Raw genomic sequence first — 15,760 nt, forward strand, 5'->3', positions numbered from 1 at the left:
CGACGCTAGGCGGGGCCACGCGGCAAGGCTAGCCCCGGCGCGCTTCGACAATTTGAATCGCGGCCTTCACGGCCTCGTCGATGGTCATGGTGGTGGTGTCCAGCTCGATGGCGTCATCGGCCTTGAGCAGCGGCGCGTCGGCGCGGCTGGAATCGCGGGCGTCGCGCTGGCGCAGCTGACCGAGCACCTGCTCAAAGGTGATCTCCTCGCCGCGATTGACGAGCTCCGCCTGACGGCGCCAGGCGCGGGTCTCCTCGCTGGCGGTGACATACAGCTTCACCTCGGCGCCCGGCGCGATCACCGTGCCGATATCGCGCCCGTCCAGCACTGCGCCGCCGCCCTGCATGGCGAAATCGCGCTGGATATCCAGAAGCGCCCCGCGCACGGCGGGATGCGCCGACACCACGCTGGCCGCCTGCCCGGCGCCGGCGGTGCGGATTTTCTGCTCGTCGATGGCGTTGAGATCCAGCGCGCGCGCGGCGGCCTCGGCGGCCTGCGCATTTTCAGGCGGCTGACCAGCGTCCAGGAGCGCCACCGCAACGGCGCGGTAGAGCGTTCCGGTGTCCAGATGCGGCAGAGAGAACCGCGCCGCCAGCGCGCGCGCGATCGTGCCTTTACCGGACGCCAGCGGGCCGTCGACCGCAATAATCATCCGTTCAGTTTCTCCATCTCGGACTCGGAAATGTCGAAATTGGCGAAGACGCGCGAAACGTCGTCCAGATCCTCCAGCGCCTCCATGAGCTTCATCAGCGTGGCGGCCTTGTCGCCTTCGACTTCGATGAGAGTCTGGGGCCGCCAGATGATGTTGGCGCTGGTGGCCTCGCCGAAGGTTTCCTGCAGCGAGGCGGCGACCTCGGCGAGATCTTCACGGGCGCAGAACACCACATGCTCGGACGCGGGCTCGCCGTCATCGTCCACATTGTCTTCTCGCTGGACGTCCTCGGCGCCGGCCTCGATGGCGGCCTCCAGCATGGCCTCTTCGCCGGCGACCGAGAGCGGGAAGCGGATCTCGCCGACCTGGTCGAACATGAAGCTCACCGAGCCGGTCTCGCCCAGATTGCCGCCATTCTTGGCGAACGAGGTGCGCACCTCGGCGGCGGCGCGGTTCTTGTTGTCGGTGGAGGCCTCCACGATGACGCCGATCCCGGCCGGGCCGAAGCCCTCATAGCGGATGTCGAAATATTCCTCCACATCGCCGCCGGCCGCCTTGGAGATGGCGCGCTCGATATTGTCCTTGGGCATGGACTGGCCCTTGGCGTTCTGAATCGCCAGACGCAGGCGCGGATTCATGTCCGGGTCAGGCCCGCCCATCTTCACCGCCACCATGACTTCCTTGGACAGGCGCGAGAACAGCTTGGCGCGCGCCTTGTCCTGACGGCCCTTGCGGTGCTGGATGTTCGCCCATTTCGAGTGGCCGGCCATGCGTGAAACTCCCTAAGCGACGGCGCATGTCGCGCTGCAGGCCCGTCCTGCGCGCGAAGGCGGGCGTTCTACCTCAGGATCGCGCGCCGGGCAAAGGTCTCGCGCGGCTTTGCGCTTTGCGATGAAGCGTGGCAATCAGACACGCCTGACCCGCCTCATCGGAATCGAGCCCATGACCGTCATCGCCGTGATCCCCGCCCGTTATGGCTCGACCCGGTTTCCGGGCAAGCCGCTGCATGAGATCGCAGGCGTTCCCATGGTGGAGCGGGTGCGCCGCCTGGCCGCCGCGGCGCCCTCCGTTGATCGGGTTCTGGTGGCCACCGATGATGAACGCGTTCGCGACATTGTAGAGGGTTTCCACGGCGAGGCGGTGATGACGCCGGAGAGCTGCCGCAACGGCACCGAGCGCGCTTATGAGGCGGTGAAGGCCTTCGCCCGGCCCGGCGACGTCATCGTCAATCTGCAGGGCGACGCCCCGCTCACCCCGCCCTGGGTGATCGACGCGGCGGCGCGGGCCATGGCCGAGGATCAGACGCTGGATCTGGCCACGCCGGCGGTGGCGCTCACCGAGGACGCCTACGCCAAGCTCGCCAGCGCCAAGGCCGTCGGCGAGGTGGGCGGCACCACGGTGGTCTTCGACAAGGCCATGAACGCGCTGTATTTTTCCAAGACGATTATTCCCTTCCGCCGCGAAGACGCGGGAACGCCGATCTATAAGCATATCGGGCTTTACGCCTATCGCTTCAGCGCGCTGGAGCGTCTCGTGGCGCTGGAGCCCGGGCCGCTGGAGCGCACGGAAAGCCTGGAGCAGCTGCGTGCGCTGGAGAACGGGATTCCCATCCGCATCGTGCTCACCGAGTACCATGGGCGCACGCCCTGGAGCGTGGATTCCCCGCGCGACGCGGAGATCGCCGCCGACATCATCGCCCGCGAAGGGGAGATCGTCTGAGCCATGCTGTTGATCCTCGCCCGACACGGCAACACGTTCGGTCCTGAAGACACGCCCGTCTGGGTCGGCGCCAGGGAAGACCTGGCCCTGGTGGACAAGGGTCTGGACCAGTCGCGCGCCATCGGGCGGGCCTTGAGCGAGGCGGGGATCGTCCCCGACCGGATCCTCGCCGGCCCGCTGAAGCGCACGCGCACCGGCGCGGCCCTGGCCGCCGAAGCGTGCGGGTTTTCCAGCGACATCGAGATTGATGAGCGCCTCAAGGAAATCGATTACGGGGTCTGGGGCGGAAAATCCGACGCCGAGATCGAAGGAGACTGGGGCGCGAGCGCCATCGAGGCGTGGCGCGAGCGCTCCATCGCGCCCGTGAACGCGGGCTGGTCGCCGGGCCCGGCGCAGATCGAAGCCAATGCGAAGGCGATCTACACCGCGGCGACCCGCAATCGCGGCGAGGATCACACGGTCCTACTGGTGAGTTCCAACGGGATCCTGCGTTATTTTCACGCCCTGCTGGCCGGCGCCGGCGCGCCGACCGCACAGGCCAAGGTGAAGACCGGCCATATGGGCGCGGCGCGCGTCACCACATCCGGCCCCAAACTGATCTGCTGGAACGCCGCCCCGGACGCAGCGGCAGCCGAGCTTAAGGCCCATCGCTCATGAGCGGCGGGCGGATGATCCGGTTCTATACCGTCGCCGTGTTCTTTTTCTGGATTTTTTTCAGCGGGATATTCATGGGCGCCGGCGGGCTTGGCTTGTCGAGCTCGATCGGGTTTATCGGGCTTATGTGGTCGCCCTTGCTGCTCCTGCCCGCGCTATTGGTCGTGAGGGCGCGGCCGCCGGCTCTGATCGCGTTTTTCGCCTTCATGGCATTGGCGGCGATGAGCCTTTTATGGTCGCCCTATGGGCGGCCCGACCAGGCGGTCAAACTGCTTTTGCTGACGCCGCTCTTTCTTTTGGTCCCGTTCGGGATTGCGCGTCTGGACGATACCCGCCGTGTGCGCTTTGCAGCGTACACCGCCATCATCACGCTGTTGGTGGCGGTGTTTTTTCTGGCCGAAAGCGTCCTCGGCGCGCCTGTCAGCCAGTTTGTCCAGGTGTCCGTGAGCGGCGAGACGCCGTCCGAGGCGCTCGCCTTGGCTCACCGCGTGCTGTCGCGCGGCGCCAGCGCTTTCATTCTTCTGGCGGGGCCCATGACGATCTGGCTCTGGCGCGCCGGGTGGCGCGCGCCCGCCGGTCTTGTAGCCCTGAGCGCAGCCTTGAGCACTGTGAGCTTTGGCGTGGAGGCCAATATCGTCGCCATGGCGGCGGGCTGCACGCTTGGCGCCGCGGCGTTCCTGCGCCCGCACCAGGCCTTGCCCGTCCTGTTCTACGCCGCCGCCGGCCTGGTGGCGCTCACGCCGTTGATTCTGGGCGCGGTCGTCGCCTCGACCCCGGACTCGGTGGCGAACGCCTTACCTCTGTCCTGGCATCAACGCCTGGAAATCTGGGACTACGCCCTGTCCCGGCTCCCCGAAGCGCCCCTGTTCGGGCATGGGCTGGACGCCTCTCGCGTCATAGACGCCGAGATGATGCTGCGCGGATACACGCTCAACCTGATGCCGCTTCACCCCCATAACGGCGCGCTGCATATCTGGCTGGAGACCGGAGCGCTGGGGGCAGGGCTTGCCGCCGCCGCGCTATTGCTGACCGGGCGCAGCCTCGCCCGGCGGCCGCTTGACCCGGCTGTGGCGGCGGGGATCGCGTTCAGCACCTCGGCCTGGTTCGTGATGACAATGCTGGGCTACGGCGTCTGGCAGGAATGGCACCATGGCGCCCTCAGCCTGGCGATCGCCGCCTGCCTCTTCTTACGCTCCAGCGGCAAGACCCTGCACGCCAAGGCCGGCTCAAAGGCGGGGCCGGCCTGACGGAACAAATCCTGCATGACCCCACCCTCAGCCGGCGCAGAACGCGTCCGGACACCGGGTGAGGCCGCCATGACGTCCCGAAGTGAAGCAATTCATTATCAGACCGAAACGCGCTCGGGTGTGCGCACCGGCGCCCGCGCCTTTCTCTGGAGCGATCTGACCGCGCTGGCTCTGGCCAGCTATGCCGGGATGGCGGTCAATCTCGTCCTCGGCGATGCGCCGTCGCGCGGATGGCTCGTGCTCACCCTGGCCGGCGCTCTCGGGCTCACCGCCTTCCTGCGCGCCAAGGGCCATTACCGCAACCGCCAGGCCCTCGCCGACCAGATTCGTCCGGTGGTTCTTGCCTGCGTGATGGCGATCCTCATCGTGTCCACCGCGCAGCTGGCTCTGGGCGAAGCCGGGCTCGACACCGGCTCCATCACCAAATGGCTGCTGGCGCCGGTGCTGATCCTGGCCGGCCGGTTCGCCACGCGCGAAGGACTAAAGGCCTGTTCGGACTGGTTCGAGCCGGTGATCCTCATCGCGCCGCGCTCCGGCGCCGCCGATACAAGCGCCCTTCTGGACTGCAATGACGGGCACGGGCTGACAGTGTCGCAGACGCTTGATCTGGCCAGTTTCGCGCTGCTGGGCGACGCCGAGCTTGGCGCGCGCCTGGACGCGCTGGCGGGCCAGACCGTATTTCTCGCCCCCGATGCGCAGCACCAGGGCGCCGCCAGCCGGATCGCCGGTCGGCTGAGCGCGCGCGGCGCACATTTCTATTATCGCCCGGCGCTGGGGCGCATCCCGACCCAGCAGATCGACCTTCTGGACGCTCCGCCGGCCGACGGGCTGGTGATACGGGTCTCCGACAGCCTGCACCGCCCGCTGGCCCAGGCCGCCAAGCGCGCCTTTGACGTCGTCGCGTCGGCGCTCGCCCTGGCCGTGCTCAGCCCGGCGCTGGCCGTCATAGCCTGGCTGATCCGGCGCGATGGCGGACCGGCCGTCTTCGTGCAGGCGCGCGCCGGGCGCGGCGGCGCGGTGTTCCAGTGCTACAAGTTTCGCACCATGAGCGTGGACGCCGAGGAGCGCCTGTGCGCCCTGCTCGCCGCCGACCCGGACAAGCGCGCCCAGTGGGACGCCTATCAAAAGCTCGATCCCGATCCGCGCATCACGCCGGTTGGCAGGTTCCTGCGGCGCTCCAGCCTTGATGAGCTGCCCCAGCTGATCAATGTCCTCAAAGGTGAGATGAGCCTCATCGGGCCGCGCCCCATGCTGTTGTCCCAGCGCGCGCTCTATGGCGCGTCGCTGGACGCCTATGAGCGCATGCGCCCCGGACTGACCGGGCTGTGGCAGGTCAATGGACGCAACAAGACCACGTTTGAGGAGCGCGCCCGGCTGGACGACTGGTATGCGCGCAACTGGTCGCTCTGGCGCGACGGGGTGATCCTTCTGCGCACCGTGCGCGAGCTGGTGTTCGCCGCCGGACGCTAGAGCTTCTTCAGAACCACGACGTCCTGAAATTTCCCGCGCGGGCCGGGCTCGCGCCAGTCGCCGGGCTCCAGCGCGCGCACCGGCGCCAGATCGGCCTGCGCGCACCAGTCGTCAAAACTTGCGGCGTCAAAGCCGATCGCCCGTTCCGGATGACGCGGATCGGCAGCCCAGGCCGCCTCGCCATAGGGCTGAAGCGAAAGGCGCGGGACTCCCTTGGCCAGGGCCGCCTTGGCCGCCTCGTCCACGAGGAACGCCGTCAGAAAAATCCGCCCGCCCGGCTTTAAGGTGCGGCCCGCCTCCTTGAGATACGCTGCGGCGACCTCCGGCTCCACATGGGTGAAGAGCGAGGTCGCCACCGCCAGATCGATGCAGGCGTCATCAGCAGGGAAGCGATAACCGGCGGCGTCCGACCCGGTCTGGCCGTATTCGCGATTAGTCAGGTCGGCGTGGACGAAGCGGATCGCGCAGCGCCCCAGGGCCACGCGCCGCGCAAAGATGAGGCCCGAACGCACGATGTCGAACCCGGTATAGGCGCCTGTCTCGTCAAGATAGGCGCAGACCGGGACGGCCAGGCGGCCCGCACCGCATCCGATATCGAGCACATGATCGCTGGGCGTCAGCCCGGCCGCACCGCGAACCTGCTGAAACAGGCGCTCCCCGGCGCCGTAGAAATCGCCACCGCCGATATTGTGCACGATCCGCCACGGCCGCGGGCGGGGATCGCGCAGGCGCACCGGCAGGTCCTTCGTGTCGCTGGCCGCATTCCAGAGGAAATTCACCAGAGGCCGCGGCGCGATCCGGTGGATCGCCCGTTTTACTGCGTCGATCATGATCCCGCGCCGCCGTCGCCGTCGCCCGCATTAAAAATGTGCGGCTTTGCCAAATTGTTATGCTTCATGTCTATATCGGCCACGACATCATTCGAACAAGGCCGGAGCGCGCCATGCAGATCTTCCTCGACACCGCAGACATCAGCGAAATCGAAGCGCGTCTGGGGTCCGGCCTGATCGACGGGATCACCACCAACCCGTCACTCATCGCCAAGTCCGGCGCCGATGTATTCGAGCGCGTGAAGGCGATCTGCGACGCCGTGGACGGTCCGATCAGCGCCGAAGTGGTGGCGACCGATTATGATGGGATGATCGCTGAAGGCCGCAAGCTTGCGGCCATCGCCCCGAACGTGGTGGTCAAGCTTCCGCTCACCGTGGAGGGCCTTCGCGCCTGCAACACCTTCGCCCGCGAAGGCGTCCAGACCAATGTGACGCTGTGCTTCTCGGCCAATCAGGCGCTGCTCGCGGCGAAAGCCGGAGCGAGCTATATCTCGCCTTTCGTGGGCCGGATCGAAGACGCCGGCGCAGACGGAATCGGGCTGCTCCACGCGATCCGGACGATTTACGACCAGTACGGCTTTGAAACCGAGATCCTCGCCGCGTCCTTACGCTCTCCGGCCCATGTGGAGGCGGCCGCCCTCGCCGGCTGCGATGCGGCCACGATCCCGGCCAAGGTGTTCGACGCGCTCTACAAGCATCCGCTCACCGATATCGGGCTGGCCGCCTTCCTGGCCGACTGGAAGGCCACGGGCCGGGGCGGCCTGGTCTAGCGCTCAGCGAACCCCTGATCAGCGCACGACCGGGTAGATGATGCGCGCCCGGATGGCGCCGTCCAGCGCCCGCACCCGGTCGAGCACGTCCCGGGGTGCGCCTTCCAGATCGGCGATGGCGTAGCCGTACTCGCCGTCGGTTTGAAGATACTGGGCGGCCACGTTTGCGCCGGCTTGTTCGGCGGCCTCGTTGAGGCGGCGCAGAAAGCCGGGCTTGTTGATGTGGGGCACGATCACGCGCACCCGGCCCTCGCCGATGGGTCCCGGCTCCACCTGGGGAAAATTCACCGCGTGGCTGGTGGCGCCCTGGTAGAGGAATTTGGCGAGCTTGGTGGCCGCATCCGTGCCGATCGCCTGCTGGGCCTCGGCGGTGGACCCGCCAATATGAGGCGTCAGGATGACGTTGGGGCAGGAGACCAGTGGGCTGTCGAAGCGATCCTCCTTGCCTTTGGGCTCCACGGGAAAGACGTCCACAGCGGCGCCGGCCAGGTGGCCTGCTTTCAGCGCGCTCGCCAGTGCGTCCACGTCCACAAGATCGCCGCGCGCCTGATTGATCAAATAGGCGCCCTGCTTCATCCGGGCGATCTCCGCCTTGCCGATGAGGTTCTTGGTGCGCGCGGTGGAGGGCACGTGAAGCGTCACCACATCACATGCTGACAATAGCGCATCAAGGCTCTCCATGGGCCGCGCATTGCCGTGAGCGAGCTTGGGCTCGATGTCGAAATAATACACGTGCATGCCCATGGCCGAGGCGATCACCGACAGCTGGGCGCCGATATTGCCGTAGCCGACAATGCCGAGCTTCTTCTTGCGCACCTCGTTTGCGCCGTCGGCGGTCTTCAGCCATTCGCCGCGCTCGATCGCGAACATCTTCTCCGGGATGCGGCGCATCAGCATGATCACGCTGGCGATGGTCAGCTCGGCCACCGAGCGAGTGTTGGCGAAGGGCGCGTTGAACACCGGCACGCCCCGGCGCGCCGCAGCCTCCAGATCTACCTGATTGGTGCCGATGCAAAAACACCCCACCGCTTCCAGACGCTTGGCCGCCTCGAGCACCTCATCGGTGATCTGGGTGCGCGAGCGGATGCCGATGACCTGGGCCGAAGCGACCTCCTTGAGGAGCGTCTCAGGGGCCGGCGATCCCACCGTGCGCCGCACCGAAACAGGGCCGAGACCCTGCAAGGCGGAGTCAGCGTCCGGATGCACGTTTTCCAGAAGCAGGGCGTCGAACGGGGTCAGCTCGGTCATGGTTTCAGGGTCCTCACCATCAAGATTGCCGCAGCGACCGCACCATTGGCGCATCGGCACGTGAAAGCAAGACGGTGCGCGCCGCTGCGCCTTGCTGTCGCGGCCCGGGTTGTGCTCATCGATGCGCGGCCTATGGTCTGGCGCGTCACACCTACGGAGCCACGCCCTATGAAAACCCGCGCCGCCATCGCCTTCGCCCCCAACAAGCCGCTTGAGATTCACGAGGTGGATCTGGACGGACCCAAAGCCGGCGAAGTGCTGGTGGAGATCATGGCCACGGGCGTATGCCATACCGATTCCTACACCCTGGACGGCAAGGACAGCGAGGGGCTGTTTCCCTCCATCCTGGGCCATGAGGGCGCCGGGATCGTCCGCGAGGTGGGCGCGGGCGTGACGGGGCTGAAGCCCGGCGATCACGTGATCCCGCTCTACACGCCGGAATGCCGCCAGTGCAAAAGCTGCCTGTCGCAGAAGACCAATCTGTGCACCTCGATCCGAGCCACGCAAGGCAAGGGCCTGATGCCCGACGGCACCAGCCGCTTCTCGCTCAACGGAGAAAAGCTGCACCATTATATGGGCTGCTCGACGTTCTCCAATTTCACGGTGATGCCGAAGATCGCGCTTGCGAAAATCCGTGAGGACGCGCCCTTCGACAAGGTCTGCTATATCGGCTGCGGCGTGACCACGGGGGTCGGCGCGGTGATCTTCACCGCCGGGGTTGAGCCGGGCGCGAACGTCGCGGTGTTCGGGCTCGGCGGGATCGGGCTGAACGTGATCCAGGCCGCCCGCATGGTGGGCGCCGACAAAATCATCGGCATCGACATCAATCCGAATAAGCGCGCCATGGCCGAGAAATTCGGCATGACCGACTTCATCAACCCGTCCGAAATCGGCGCCGACAAGGTGGTCGAGGCGATTGTCGACATCTCCGGCGGCGGCGCCGATTACAGCTTTGACTGCACCGGCAATGTGAACGTAATGCGCCAGGCCCTGGAATGCTGCCATCGCGGCTGGGGTGAGAGCATCGTCATCGGGGTGGCCGAGGCCGGTCAGGAAATCTCCACCCGCCCCTTCCAGCTGGTCACCGGGCGGGTCTGGAAGGGCTCGGCCTTCGGCGGCGCGCGCGGGCGCACCGACGTGCCCAAGATCGTGGACTGGTATATGGACGGGAAGATCGATATCGATTCCCTGATCACCCATAAGATGCCGCTGGAGCGCATCAACGAAGCGTTCGACCTGATGCACGCCGGGACGAGCATCCGGTCCGTGGTGGAGTTTTAAGCCCTGACCCTGTTCATCGACGCCGACGCCTGCCCGGTGAAGGACGAGGCGATTCGCGTGGCCGAGCGCCACGAAACGCAGGTGAAGCTCGTCTGCGACGGCGGCCTGCGCCGACCGCAAAGCCCGTGGGCGGAGCTGGTCATCGTGCCCGAGGGCGCCGACGCCGCCGATGACTGGATCGCGCAGCATATCGGACCGGGCGATATCTGCGTCACCGGGGACATTCCGCTGGCAGATCGTTGCCTTAAGGCGGGCGGCAAAGCGCTGGACCACAAGGGCGTGATCTTCGATCCGCAATCCATCGGCTCAAAGCTCGCCATGCGCGATCTGATGAGCGATCTGCGCAGCGCCGGAACCATGGAGGGGGGCGGAGGCAAGCCGTTCTCGCCCCGCGACCGGTCCGATTTTCTGAACGCTCTGGAGCGCGTCTTCCAGGACATCAAGCGCGGCAAATGAGGAGACGATCCGTATGGAGATGAAATCTGAAAGCCGCTGTTTCGGCGGCCGCCAGCAGGTCTGGACCCACGCCTCGAAGGCGACCGGCACGGACATGACATTCGGGCTCTATTTGCCGCCCGCGGCTGAAGACGGGCCGGTTCCGGTGGTGCTGTATCTCTCCGGGCTGACCTGCACCCACGCCAATGTCATGGACAAGGCGGGCGCCCAGCGCGTGTGCGCCGAGCTGGGCCTGGCGCTTCTGGCGCCGGACACCTCGCCGCGCGGAACCGATCTTCCCGGCGAGCATGACAGCTATGATTTCGGCTCCGGCGCGGGCTTCTATGTGGACGCAGTGCAAGCGCCCTGGAGCCGGCACTACCGCATGGAAAGCTATGTCACAGACGAGCTCTTGAAGGCCGCCGCCAGCGCCGCGCCGCTGGATCTGGACGCCGTCGCCATCACCGGCCACTCCATGGGCGGGCACGGCGCCCTGACGCTGGGCCTGAAGCGTCCGGATCTGTTCAAGGCGATCAGTGCGTTCGCGCCCATCGCCTCGCCCCTGAACTGCCCCTGGGGCGAAAAGGCGCTCACCGCCTATATTGGTCCCGACCGCGGCGCCTGGCGCGCCTATGACGCCTGCGCCCTGATCGAGGACGGCAAGCGCTGCGAGGCCGGCATCCTGGTGGATCAGGGCCTCGCCGACGGGTTTCTGGAAGAGCAGCTGAAGCCGGAGCTTCTGGAGGCCGCCTGCAAGGCGGCCGGTCAGAAGCTCACCCTCCATCGCCAGGAGGGCTATGATCACAGCTATTTCTTCATCGCCAGCTTCATCGAGGATCATCTGCGCTGGCTGAGCGAACGGCTTTAGGGGCCGCTCAGGCCGCCGGTATCAGCTCGGAGAGCTGGCCGCCCACGCGGATCGGTTCGCAGCGCACGGCGAGCCCTGTGGAGTCGTCGGTCTCCACAAACAGGCCGCATGCCGAGGCTTCACCGCTGGCGGTGACAAAGCGCCCGCCGCGCATGCCGGTGACGAAGCGGTTCACCGGCTCGTCCTTCTCCATGCCAATGACGCTGTCATAATCGCCGCACATGCCGGCGTCCGTCTGATAGGCGGTGCCGCCGGGCAGGATGCGATGATCGGCGGTGGGAACATGGGTGTGGGTGCCCACCACGATGCTGGCGCGCCCGTCGCAGAACACGCCCATGGCGCATTTCTCGCTGGTGGCCTCGCCGTGCATGTCCACCAGGATCGCATCGGCCACCTGGCCCAGCGGACAGGAGACCAGCTCCTTCTCCACCGCCGCGAACGGGTCCTCCAGCGCCTGCATGAACAGGCGCAGCAGCACGTTCATCACCAGGATGCGCCGTCCGTCGGGCAGGTCGTAAAGCGAGGCGCCCCGGCCCGGCGCCGCTCCCTCGCGGTAATTGACCGGGCGCAAGAGGCGCGGCTCGCGGGAGATGTAGGAGAGCGCCTCGCTCTGGTCCCAGGCGTGATTGCCGAGCGTCAGCACATCGGCGCCGGCGTCATAAAGCTCCATGGCGGTGCGCTCGGTGATGCCGAACCCGCCGGCGGCGTTCTCGGCGTTGACGACGACAAAATCGAGCCTCAGCCGATCGCGCAGGCCGGGCAGATGATCCACCACGGCTTCGCGGCCCGACTTGCCGACCACGTCTCCAAAAAATGCAATGCGCATAGGGGCTCCCTTCAGGCCGCCGCATATAGCGCGCAGGCGCGGCCCTGACCATGGCGGCGCCTGACCAAGGCCGGGCGGGGGATCAGCGGCGTGGGATCAGCGGCGGGCCGGATCCTTCGCCATCTGGCGGAAATGGACGCGGCAGACCGGCTCGTATTTCGACTTGTCGGTGTCCAGTTCGGGACCGTCCAGCAACACTCCGCCCGCCGGGCCGTGGCGGGCGTTCAGGATCGCCTTCCGGCCGCAATGGCAAAAGGCGGTGAGCTCGCGCAGTGCGTCGCTGATCGCCATGAGCGCCACCGCACCGGCGAAGGGCTCGCCCCGAAAATTCGTGCGCAGGCCGAAACAGCTCACTGGAACGTCCAGCTCGTCGCCGATCCGGGCCAGCTCCCAGACCTGGCCGGCGCTGAGAAACTGCGCCTCATCGATGAAGACATGGCCCACCGGGCCGGCGTCGAGGCGGGCGCGCACCAGGGCTGAGAACCCGGTGGCGGAGTTGAAACCCACCGCCGGCTCCTTGAGGCCCATGCGCGAGGCGATGACGGCGCCTGTGGCCGCTTCGCCGTCAGCGTCGAAGGTGAAGAGCAGGGCCGGCTTGCCGATGCGCTTATACTGGAACGCGTCTTTTAATAGCTGCGCGGACTTGCCCGAATTCATCGGCCCGTAGGCAAAGGTCAACATGTCGCCGCACCCGCCCCGCCGCTAAACTGAACTACCCCACGAACGCCTTCTCCACCACGTATTCGGCGGGGCGGGCGTTGGAGCCTTCGGTGAGGCCGGCGCGCTCGCAGCGGATCTTGCAATCCTCGATCATCTCCAGCGAGCCGCAGATCATCACCCGGTCTTCATCGGGGTTTAGCGGCGGCACGCCGAGCTCTTCAAAGATCACACCCTCGTCGATGAGCTGGGTGATCCGGCCGGTGCGTTCGAACGGCGCGCGCGTAACCGACGGGTAGTAGACCAGCTTGCCGCCTGCGAACTCGCCCACCAGCGGATCGGCACGCACGGCGTCCACCAGCTCGCGGCCATACTCAAGCTCGGCCACTTCCCGGCAGGTATGGGTGAGGATCACCTGCTCATAGCGCTCATAGGTCTCGGGATCGCGAATGATCGAGGCGAAGGGCGCGACTCCGGTGCCGGTGGAAAGCAGGTAGAGCCGTTTGCCCGGGGTGAGCGCGTCCAGCACCAGCGTGCCCACCGCCTTGGTCCCCAAAAGGACCGAATCACCCGGCTCGATCTTTTCAAGGCGCGAGGTGAGCGGGCCGTCAGGCACCTTGATGGAAAAGAACTCCAGCTCCTCGTCCCAGCTGGGGCTCGCCACCGAATAGGCGCGCAAGAGCGGCTTGCCCTCCACGGTGAGGCCCAGCATGACAAACTCGCCGGAGCGGAAGCGGAAGCTTGGCGGACGCGTCACGCGGAAGGCGAAAAGCCGGTCCGTGTAATGCTTGACCGATGTCACCGTCTGCTCGCTCACCGCCGCCATGGACTCTCCTCGCCTTCGATCCCGATAAGGCGAGGTATAGAACTGTGCCGGCGTGCATCCAACCCTCGTCGTCTCGAAGACTGCTGGGTTCAGGGCCGCGTGTCCTGGACCGGCCTCACATCGGGCGCCCGTGTCACAAGCGTCTGCGGAGTCCAAGTGAACAGGCGCGCGGTTTCCAGCGCCGAGAGGGTGCGCCCAGCTTGCACCGCGCGGCGCTTCTCCATCAGCCGCGGCCAGCCCTTCAGCGCGTCGGCCATGGCCTTTCCGAACAAGGTGAACTGGCCAAAGCGCGCCGCTGACAGCCAGAGCAGGAGCGTCACGCCCAGGTGCACCGGCGCCAGAAGCGGCAGAAGCGGCGCCGGTGTGTTCTTGAAGAAGGTCCAGAAGCGGTTACGCGCGCCGTGATAGGTGGCGAATTCAGACCGGCGCCCGGAGCTGGCATAACCCATATGGCTGACGCGCGCGTCTCTCACCTGGATCGCGTGATGGCCGGCGAGCCGCGCGCGATACGCCAGATCCACGTCCTCCACATAGCAAAAATAGTCTTCGTCGAAGCCGCCCAGCGCCTCGAACACCTCGCGGCGAACAAGGGTGAGCGCCCCGCAAGGCCCGAAAACCTCGCCCTCCTCCGGCGGGTCGATCGCCAGCCCGTAGCCGCCGCGATAGGGCAGGCCGGTGAAGTGATAGACATCGCCCGCCCCGTCCAGAACGCCCGGCGCACCATGGGCCAGCTGAGTGGCGCCGAAGAGAGCCGCGCCCGGATGGCGCGCCGCGGCGGCCAGGAGCTGCTCGATCATGTCGGCTTCAGGAAAGGCGTCGGGATTGAGCAGGAGCAGCCAGTCCTCCTCCACGCCCTTGGCCAGCCGGTTATTGCCGGCGGCGAAGCCCAGATTGGTCTCACTCAGCACAAGCTCGACAAAGTCCGGCAGGCCGGCGGCGTCCACGCGCTCCGGCTCCGGCGAGCCGTTCTCCAGCACGCGCACGCGCGCCGCCTGCACGCTCTGACGCTTCAGCGCCGCGATCACCTGGGGAATCGTGTTTCGGCTGCGATACGCGACGATCAGCACAGCGATGGAGGCGGGCGCGCTCATGGCTGACAGTCTCCTCCGGCGTCGTCGTGGCCGAGCGCGTTCAGGCGCGGTCGGGTGCGTTCAGGCGCGCTCACCATGGCGCATCGCCTTGGTAATGCAAGACAGCGCGGGCGCGCGCAGCGCACGGCGTGACAAACGCGGCCGGTCCGGGGCATTGTGCGCACGATTGCAACAGCGAAAGTCGCGAGCTTCATGGCGATTCTGGTTACCGGCACGGCCGGTTTTATCGGGTTCCACGCCGCACGCGCGCTGTTGCAGCGCGGCGAGACGATTGTCGGCGTGGATTGTCTCACCGAGTTTTACGATGTGTCGCTGAAACACGCGCGTCTGGCCGAGCTCGCCCGGTTCGAGCGATTCTCCTTTGAGCACCTTGACCTGGCCGACCATGAAAAGGTGCGCGCCCTTGTGCTCGATCACGGCTTTACGCGGATCCTGCACCTGGCCGCCCAGGCCGGCGTTCGCTATTCGCTGCAAAACCCGTTCGCCTACGCCCACTCGAATGTGAGCGGACACCTGTCCGTCCTCGAGGCCGCGCGCGCCCTTGGGCCAGAACTTGAGCATCTGGTCTACGCCAGCTCCAGCTCGGTCTATGGCGAGCGCCCGGCGCGGCGGGGTTTTCGCGAGGATGATCCCGTGGACGCCCCGGTCTCGCTCTACGCCGCCACCAAGCGCGCCGACGAGCTGATGACCAGCACCTACGCCCATCTCTACGCCCTGCCGGCCACAGGCCTGCGGTTTTTCACCGTCTACGGACCGTGGGGTCGCCCGGACATGGCCTATTTCAGCTTTTCAGAGAAGATGATCGCCGGCGAGACGATCGAGCTGTTTAACGCCGGCCGCAATACGCGCGACTTCACCTTCATCGACGACATCATCGCACCGCTGATCAAGCTGCTGGATGATAATCCCGGCCCCGGGGCGCGGATCTTCAATATCGGCGGCTCGTCGCCGGTGGACACGCTATCTCTCGTGTCGGCGCTGGAAAAGGGTCTGGGGCTGACGGCGCGGGTCCGTCACGCGCCCTCCCAGCCGGGAGACGTCAGCGCCACATGGGCCGACACCAGCGCGTTCGACGCCCTCTATGGCCCCACCCCGCAGACCTCGCTGGACGCCGGGATCGCAGTGTTCACAGACTGGTTCACCCGCTGGCGCGACGCCAGCGCGAAAGCGAGCTAGCGGCGCGCCG

At 66.7% G+C, this 15,760-nt stretch carries 17 protein-coding genes; 9 read left to right on the top strand and 8 right to left on the bottom strand.

Translation table 11 applies throughout. The features are described from left to right. Positions 1-28: 28 nt before the first annotated feature. A complete protein-coding gene (gene cmk / locus ACWCOP_RS13465) occupies positions 29-652 on the bottom strand; it encodes a (d)CMP kinase (RefSeq protein WP_478248804.1) in 624 nt (207 codons plus the stop codon). Beyond that, positions 649-1,422 (bottom strand): YebC/PmpR family DNA-binding transcriptional regulator, encoded by a 774-nt coding sequence (locus ACWCOP_RS13470; RefSeq protein WP_478248805.1) that lies wholly within the window; start codon positions 1,420-1,422, stop codon positions 649-651. Before ACWCOP_RS13470 ends, cmk begins: the two co-directional genes overlap by 4 nt. A gap of 172 nt (positions 1,423-1,594) precedes the next feature. Here ACWCOP_RS13470 and kdsB point away from each other — a divergent pair, with 172 nt between their 5' ends. From kdsB to ACWCOP_RS13490, 4 genes are all read left to right on the top strand, one after another. After that, positions 1,595-2,371 carry a 3-deoxy-manno-octulosonate cytidylyltransferase gene (kdsB, locus tag ACWCOP_RS13475; protein WP_478248806.1) on the top strand — a complete coding sequence of 259 codons (777 nt, stop codon included), beginning with the start codon at positions 1,595-1,597 and terminating at the stop codon, positions 2,369-2,371. A gap of 3 nt (positions 2,372-2,374) precedes the next feature. Beyond that, positions 2,375-3,028, top strand: coding sequence for a histidine phosphatase family protein (locus ACWCOP_RS13480; protein WP_478248807.1), 654 nt, complete (start codon positions 2,375-2,377; stop codon positions 3,026-3,028). Positions 3,029-3,039: 11 nt separating this feature from the next. Then, the gene (locus ACWCOP_RS13485; protein ID WP_478248808.1) at positions 3,040-4,272 is read left to right on the top strand and encodes an O-antigen ligase family protein; all 1,233 of its coding nucleotides are present in this window, start codon (positions 3,040-3,042) and stop codon (positions 4,270-4,272) included. 69 nt (positions 4,273-4,341) lie between these two features. Then, positions 4,342-5,742, top strand: coding sequence for an exopolysaccharide biosynthesis polyprenyl glycosylphosphotransferase (locus tag ACWCOP_RS13490; RefSeq protein WP_478248809.1), 1,401 nt, complete (start codon positions 4,342-4,344; stop codon positions 5,740-5,742). Here the strand turns inward: ACWCOP_RS13490 and ACWCOP_RS13495 are convergent. Further along, a complete protein-coding gene (locus ACWCOP_RS13495; protein WP_478248810.1) occupies positions 5,739-6,572 on the bottom strand; it encodes a class I SAM-dependent methyltransferase in 834 nt (277 codons plus the stop codon). The two genes, ACWCOP_RS13490 and ACWCOP_RS13495, sit on opposite strands and share 4 nt — an antisense overlap. Before the next feature lie 113 nt (positions 6,573-6,685). Between ACWCOP_RS13495 and fsa the strand changes: the two genes are divergently transcribed. Beyond that, the gene (gene fsa / locus ACWCOP_RS13500) at positions 6,686-7,342 is read left to right on the top strand and encodes a fructose-6-phosphate aldolase (protein WP_478248811.1); all 657 of its coding nucleotides are present in this window, start codon (positions 6,686-6,688) and stop codon (positions 7,340-7,342) included. Between the two features lie 18 nt (positions 7,343-7,360). Here fsa and serA read toward each other — a convergent pair whose 3' ends face one another. After that, entirely contained in the window at positions 7,361-8,590 is a 1,230-nt protein-coding gene (gene serA / locus ACWCOP_RS13505; RefSeq protein ID WP_478248812.1) for a phosphoglycerate dehydrogenase, read from the bottom strand. A 168-nt stretch (positions 8,591-8,758) separates the two neighbouring features. Between serA and ACWCOP_RS13510 the strand changes: the two genes are divergently transcribed. Genes ACWCOP_RS13510 through fghA form a run of 3 tightly spaced genes read left to right on the top strand, consistent with a single transcriptional unit; the run spans position 8,759 to position 11,174 of the window. Beyond that, positions 8,759-9,871, top strand: coding sequence for an S-(hydroxymethyl)glutathione dehydrogenase/class III alcohol dehydrogenase (locus ACWCOP_RS13510; RefSeq protein ID WP_478248813.1), 1,113 nt, complete (start codon positions 8,759-8,761; stop codon positions 9,869-9,871). A 57-nt stretch (positions 9,872-9,928) separates the two neighbouring features. Further along, positions 9,929-10,327, top strand: a complete 399-nt coding sequence (locus ACWCOP_RS13515) for a YaiI/YqxD family protein (protein WP_478248814.1) — start codon at positions 9,929-9,931, stop codon at positions 10,325-10,327. Between the two features lie 13 nt (positions 10,328-10,340). Continuing rightward, positions 10,341-11,174, top strand: a complete 834-nt coding sequence (gene fghA / locus ACWCOP_RS13520) for an S-formylglutathione hydrolase (protein WP_478248815.1) — start codon at positions 10,341-10,343, stop codon at positions 11,172-11,174. Between the two features lie 7 nt (positions 11,175-11,181). Here fghA and ACWCOP_RS13525 read toward each other — a convergent pair whose 3' ends face one another. From ACWCOP_RS13525 to ACWCOP_RS13540, 4 genes are all read right to left on the bottom strand, one after another. Beyond that, positions 11,182-12,000 (bottom strand): TIGR00282 family metallophosphoesterase, encoded by an 819-nt coding sequence (locus ACWCOP_RS13525; RefSeq protein ID WP_478248816.1) that lies wholly within the window; start codon positions 11,998-12,000, stop codon positions 11,182-11,184. A gap of 96 nt (positions 12,001-12,096) precedes the next feature. Then, positions 12,097-12,681 (bottom strand): thymidine kinase, encoded by a 585-nt coding sequence (locus ACWCOP_RS13530; protein ID WP_478248817.1) that lies wholly within the window; start codon positions 12,679-12,681, stop codon positions 12,097-12,099. 31 nt (positions 12,682-12,712) lie between these two features. Continuing rightward, a complete protein-coding gene (locus tag ACWCOP_RS13535; RefSeq protein WP_478248818.1) occupies positions 12,713-13,483 on the bottom strand; it encodes a ferredoxin--NADP reductase in 771 nt (256 codons plus the stop codon). An 89-nt stretch (positions 13,484-13,572) separates the two neighbouring features. After that, entirely contained in the window at positions 13,573-14,574 is a 1,002-nt protein-coding gene (locus ACWCOP_RS13540; protein WP_478248819.1) for a glycosyltransferase family 2 protein, read from the bottom strand. Between the two features lie 192 nt (positions 14,575-14,766). On the opposite strand from ACWCOP_RS13540, the gene ACWCOP_RS13545 reads away from it, so the two are divergent. After that, entirely contained in the window at positions 14,767-15,750 is a 984-nt protein-coding gene (locus tag ACWCOP_RS13545) for an NAD-dependent epimerase/dehydratase family protein (RefSeq protein ID WP_478248820.1), read from the top strand. The last annotated feature ends 10 nt before the right edge of the window (positions 15,751-15,760 follow it).

It is taken from the genome of Apolloniradiicaulis salifontis (assembly GCF_053756655.1).

Coding starts and splice junctions, on each gene's coding strand:
- cmk (WP_478248804.1), bottom strand. CDS start 652: ATGATTATTGCGGTCGACGGCCCGCTGGCGTCCGGTAAAGGCACGATC.
- ACWCOP_RS13540 (WP_478248819.1), bottom strand. CDS start 14,574: ATGAGCGCGCCCGCCTCCATCGCTGTGCTGATCGTCGCGTATCGCAGC.
- ACWCOP_RS13510 (WP_478248813.1), top strand. CDS start 8,759: ATGAAAACCCGCGCCGCCATCGCCTTCGCCCCCAACAAGCCGCTTGAG.
- ACWCOP_RS13490 (WP_478248809.1), top strand. CDS start 4,342: ATGACGTCCCGAAGTGAAGCAATTCATTATCAGACCGAAACGCGCTCG.
- ACWCOP_RS13530 (WP_478248817.1), bottom strand. CDS start 12,681: ATGTTGACCTTTGCCTACGGGCCGATGAATTCGGGCAAGTCCGCGCAG.
- kdsB (WP_478248806.1), top strand. CDS start 1,595: ATGACCGTCATCGCCGTGATCCCCGCCCGTTATGGCTCGACCCGGTTT.
- ACWCOP_RS13545 (WP_478248820.1), top strand. CDS start 14,767: ATGGCGATTCTGGTTACCGGCACGGCCGGTTTTATCGGGTTCCACGCC.
- ACWCOP_RS13495 (WP_478248810.1), bottom strand. CDS start 6,572: ATGATCGACGCAGTAAAACGGGCGATCCACCGGATCGCGCCGCGGCCT.
- ACWCOP_RS13480 (WP_478248807.1), top strand. CDS start 2,375: ATGCTGTTGATCCTCGCCCGACACGGCAACACGTTCGGTCCTGAAGAC.
- ACWCOP_RS13525 (WP_478248816.1), bottom strand. CDS start 12,000: ATGCGCATTGCATTTTTTGGAGACGTGGTCGGCAAGTCGGGCCGCGAA.
- fghA (WP_478248815.1), top strand. CDS start 10,341: ATGGAGATGAAATCTGAAAGCCGCTGTTTCGGCGGCCGCCAGCAGGTC.
- fsa (WP_478248811.1), top strand. CDS start 6,686: ATGCAGATCTTCCTCGACACCGCAGACATCAGCGAAATCGAAGCGCGT.
- serA (WP_478248812.1), bottom strand. CDS start 8,590: ATGACCGAGCTGACCCCGTTCGACGCCCTGCTTCTGGAAAACGTGCAT.
- ACWCOP_RS13535 (WP_478248818.1), bottom strand. CDS start 13,483: ATGGCGGCGGTGAGCGAGCAGACGGTGACATCGGTCAAGCATTACACG.
- ACWCOP_RS13485 (WP_478248808.1), top strand. CDS start 3,040: ATGATCCGGTTCTATACCGTCGCCGTGTTCTTTTTCTGGATTTTTTTC.
- ACWCOP_RS13470 (WP_478248805.1), bottom strand. CDS start 1,422: ATGGCCGGCCACTCGAAATGGGCGAACATCCAGCACCGCAAGGGCCGT.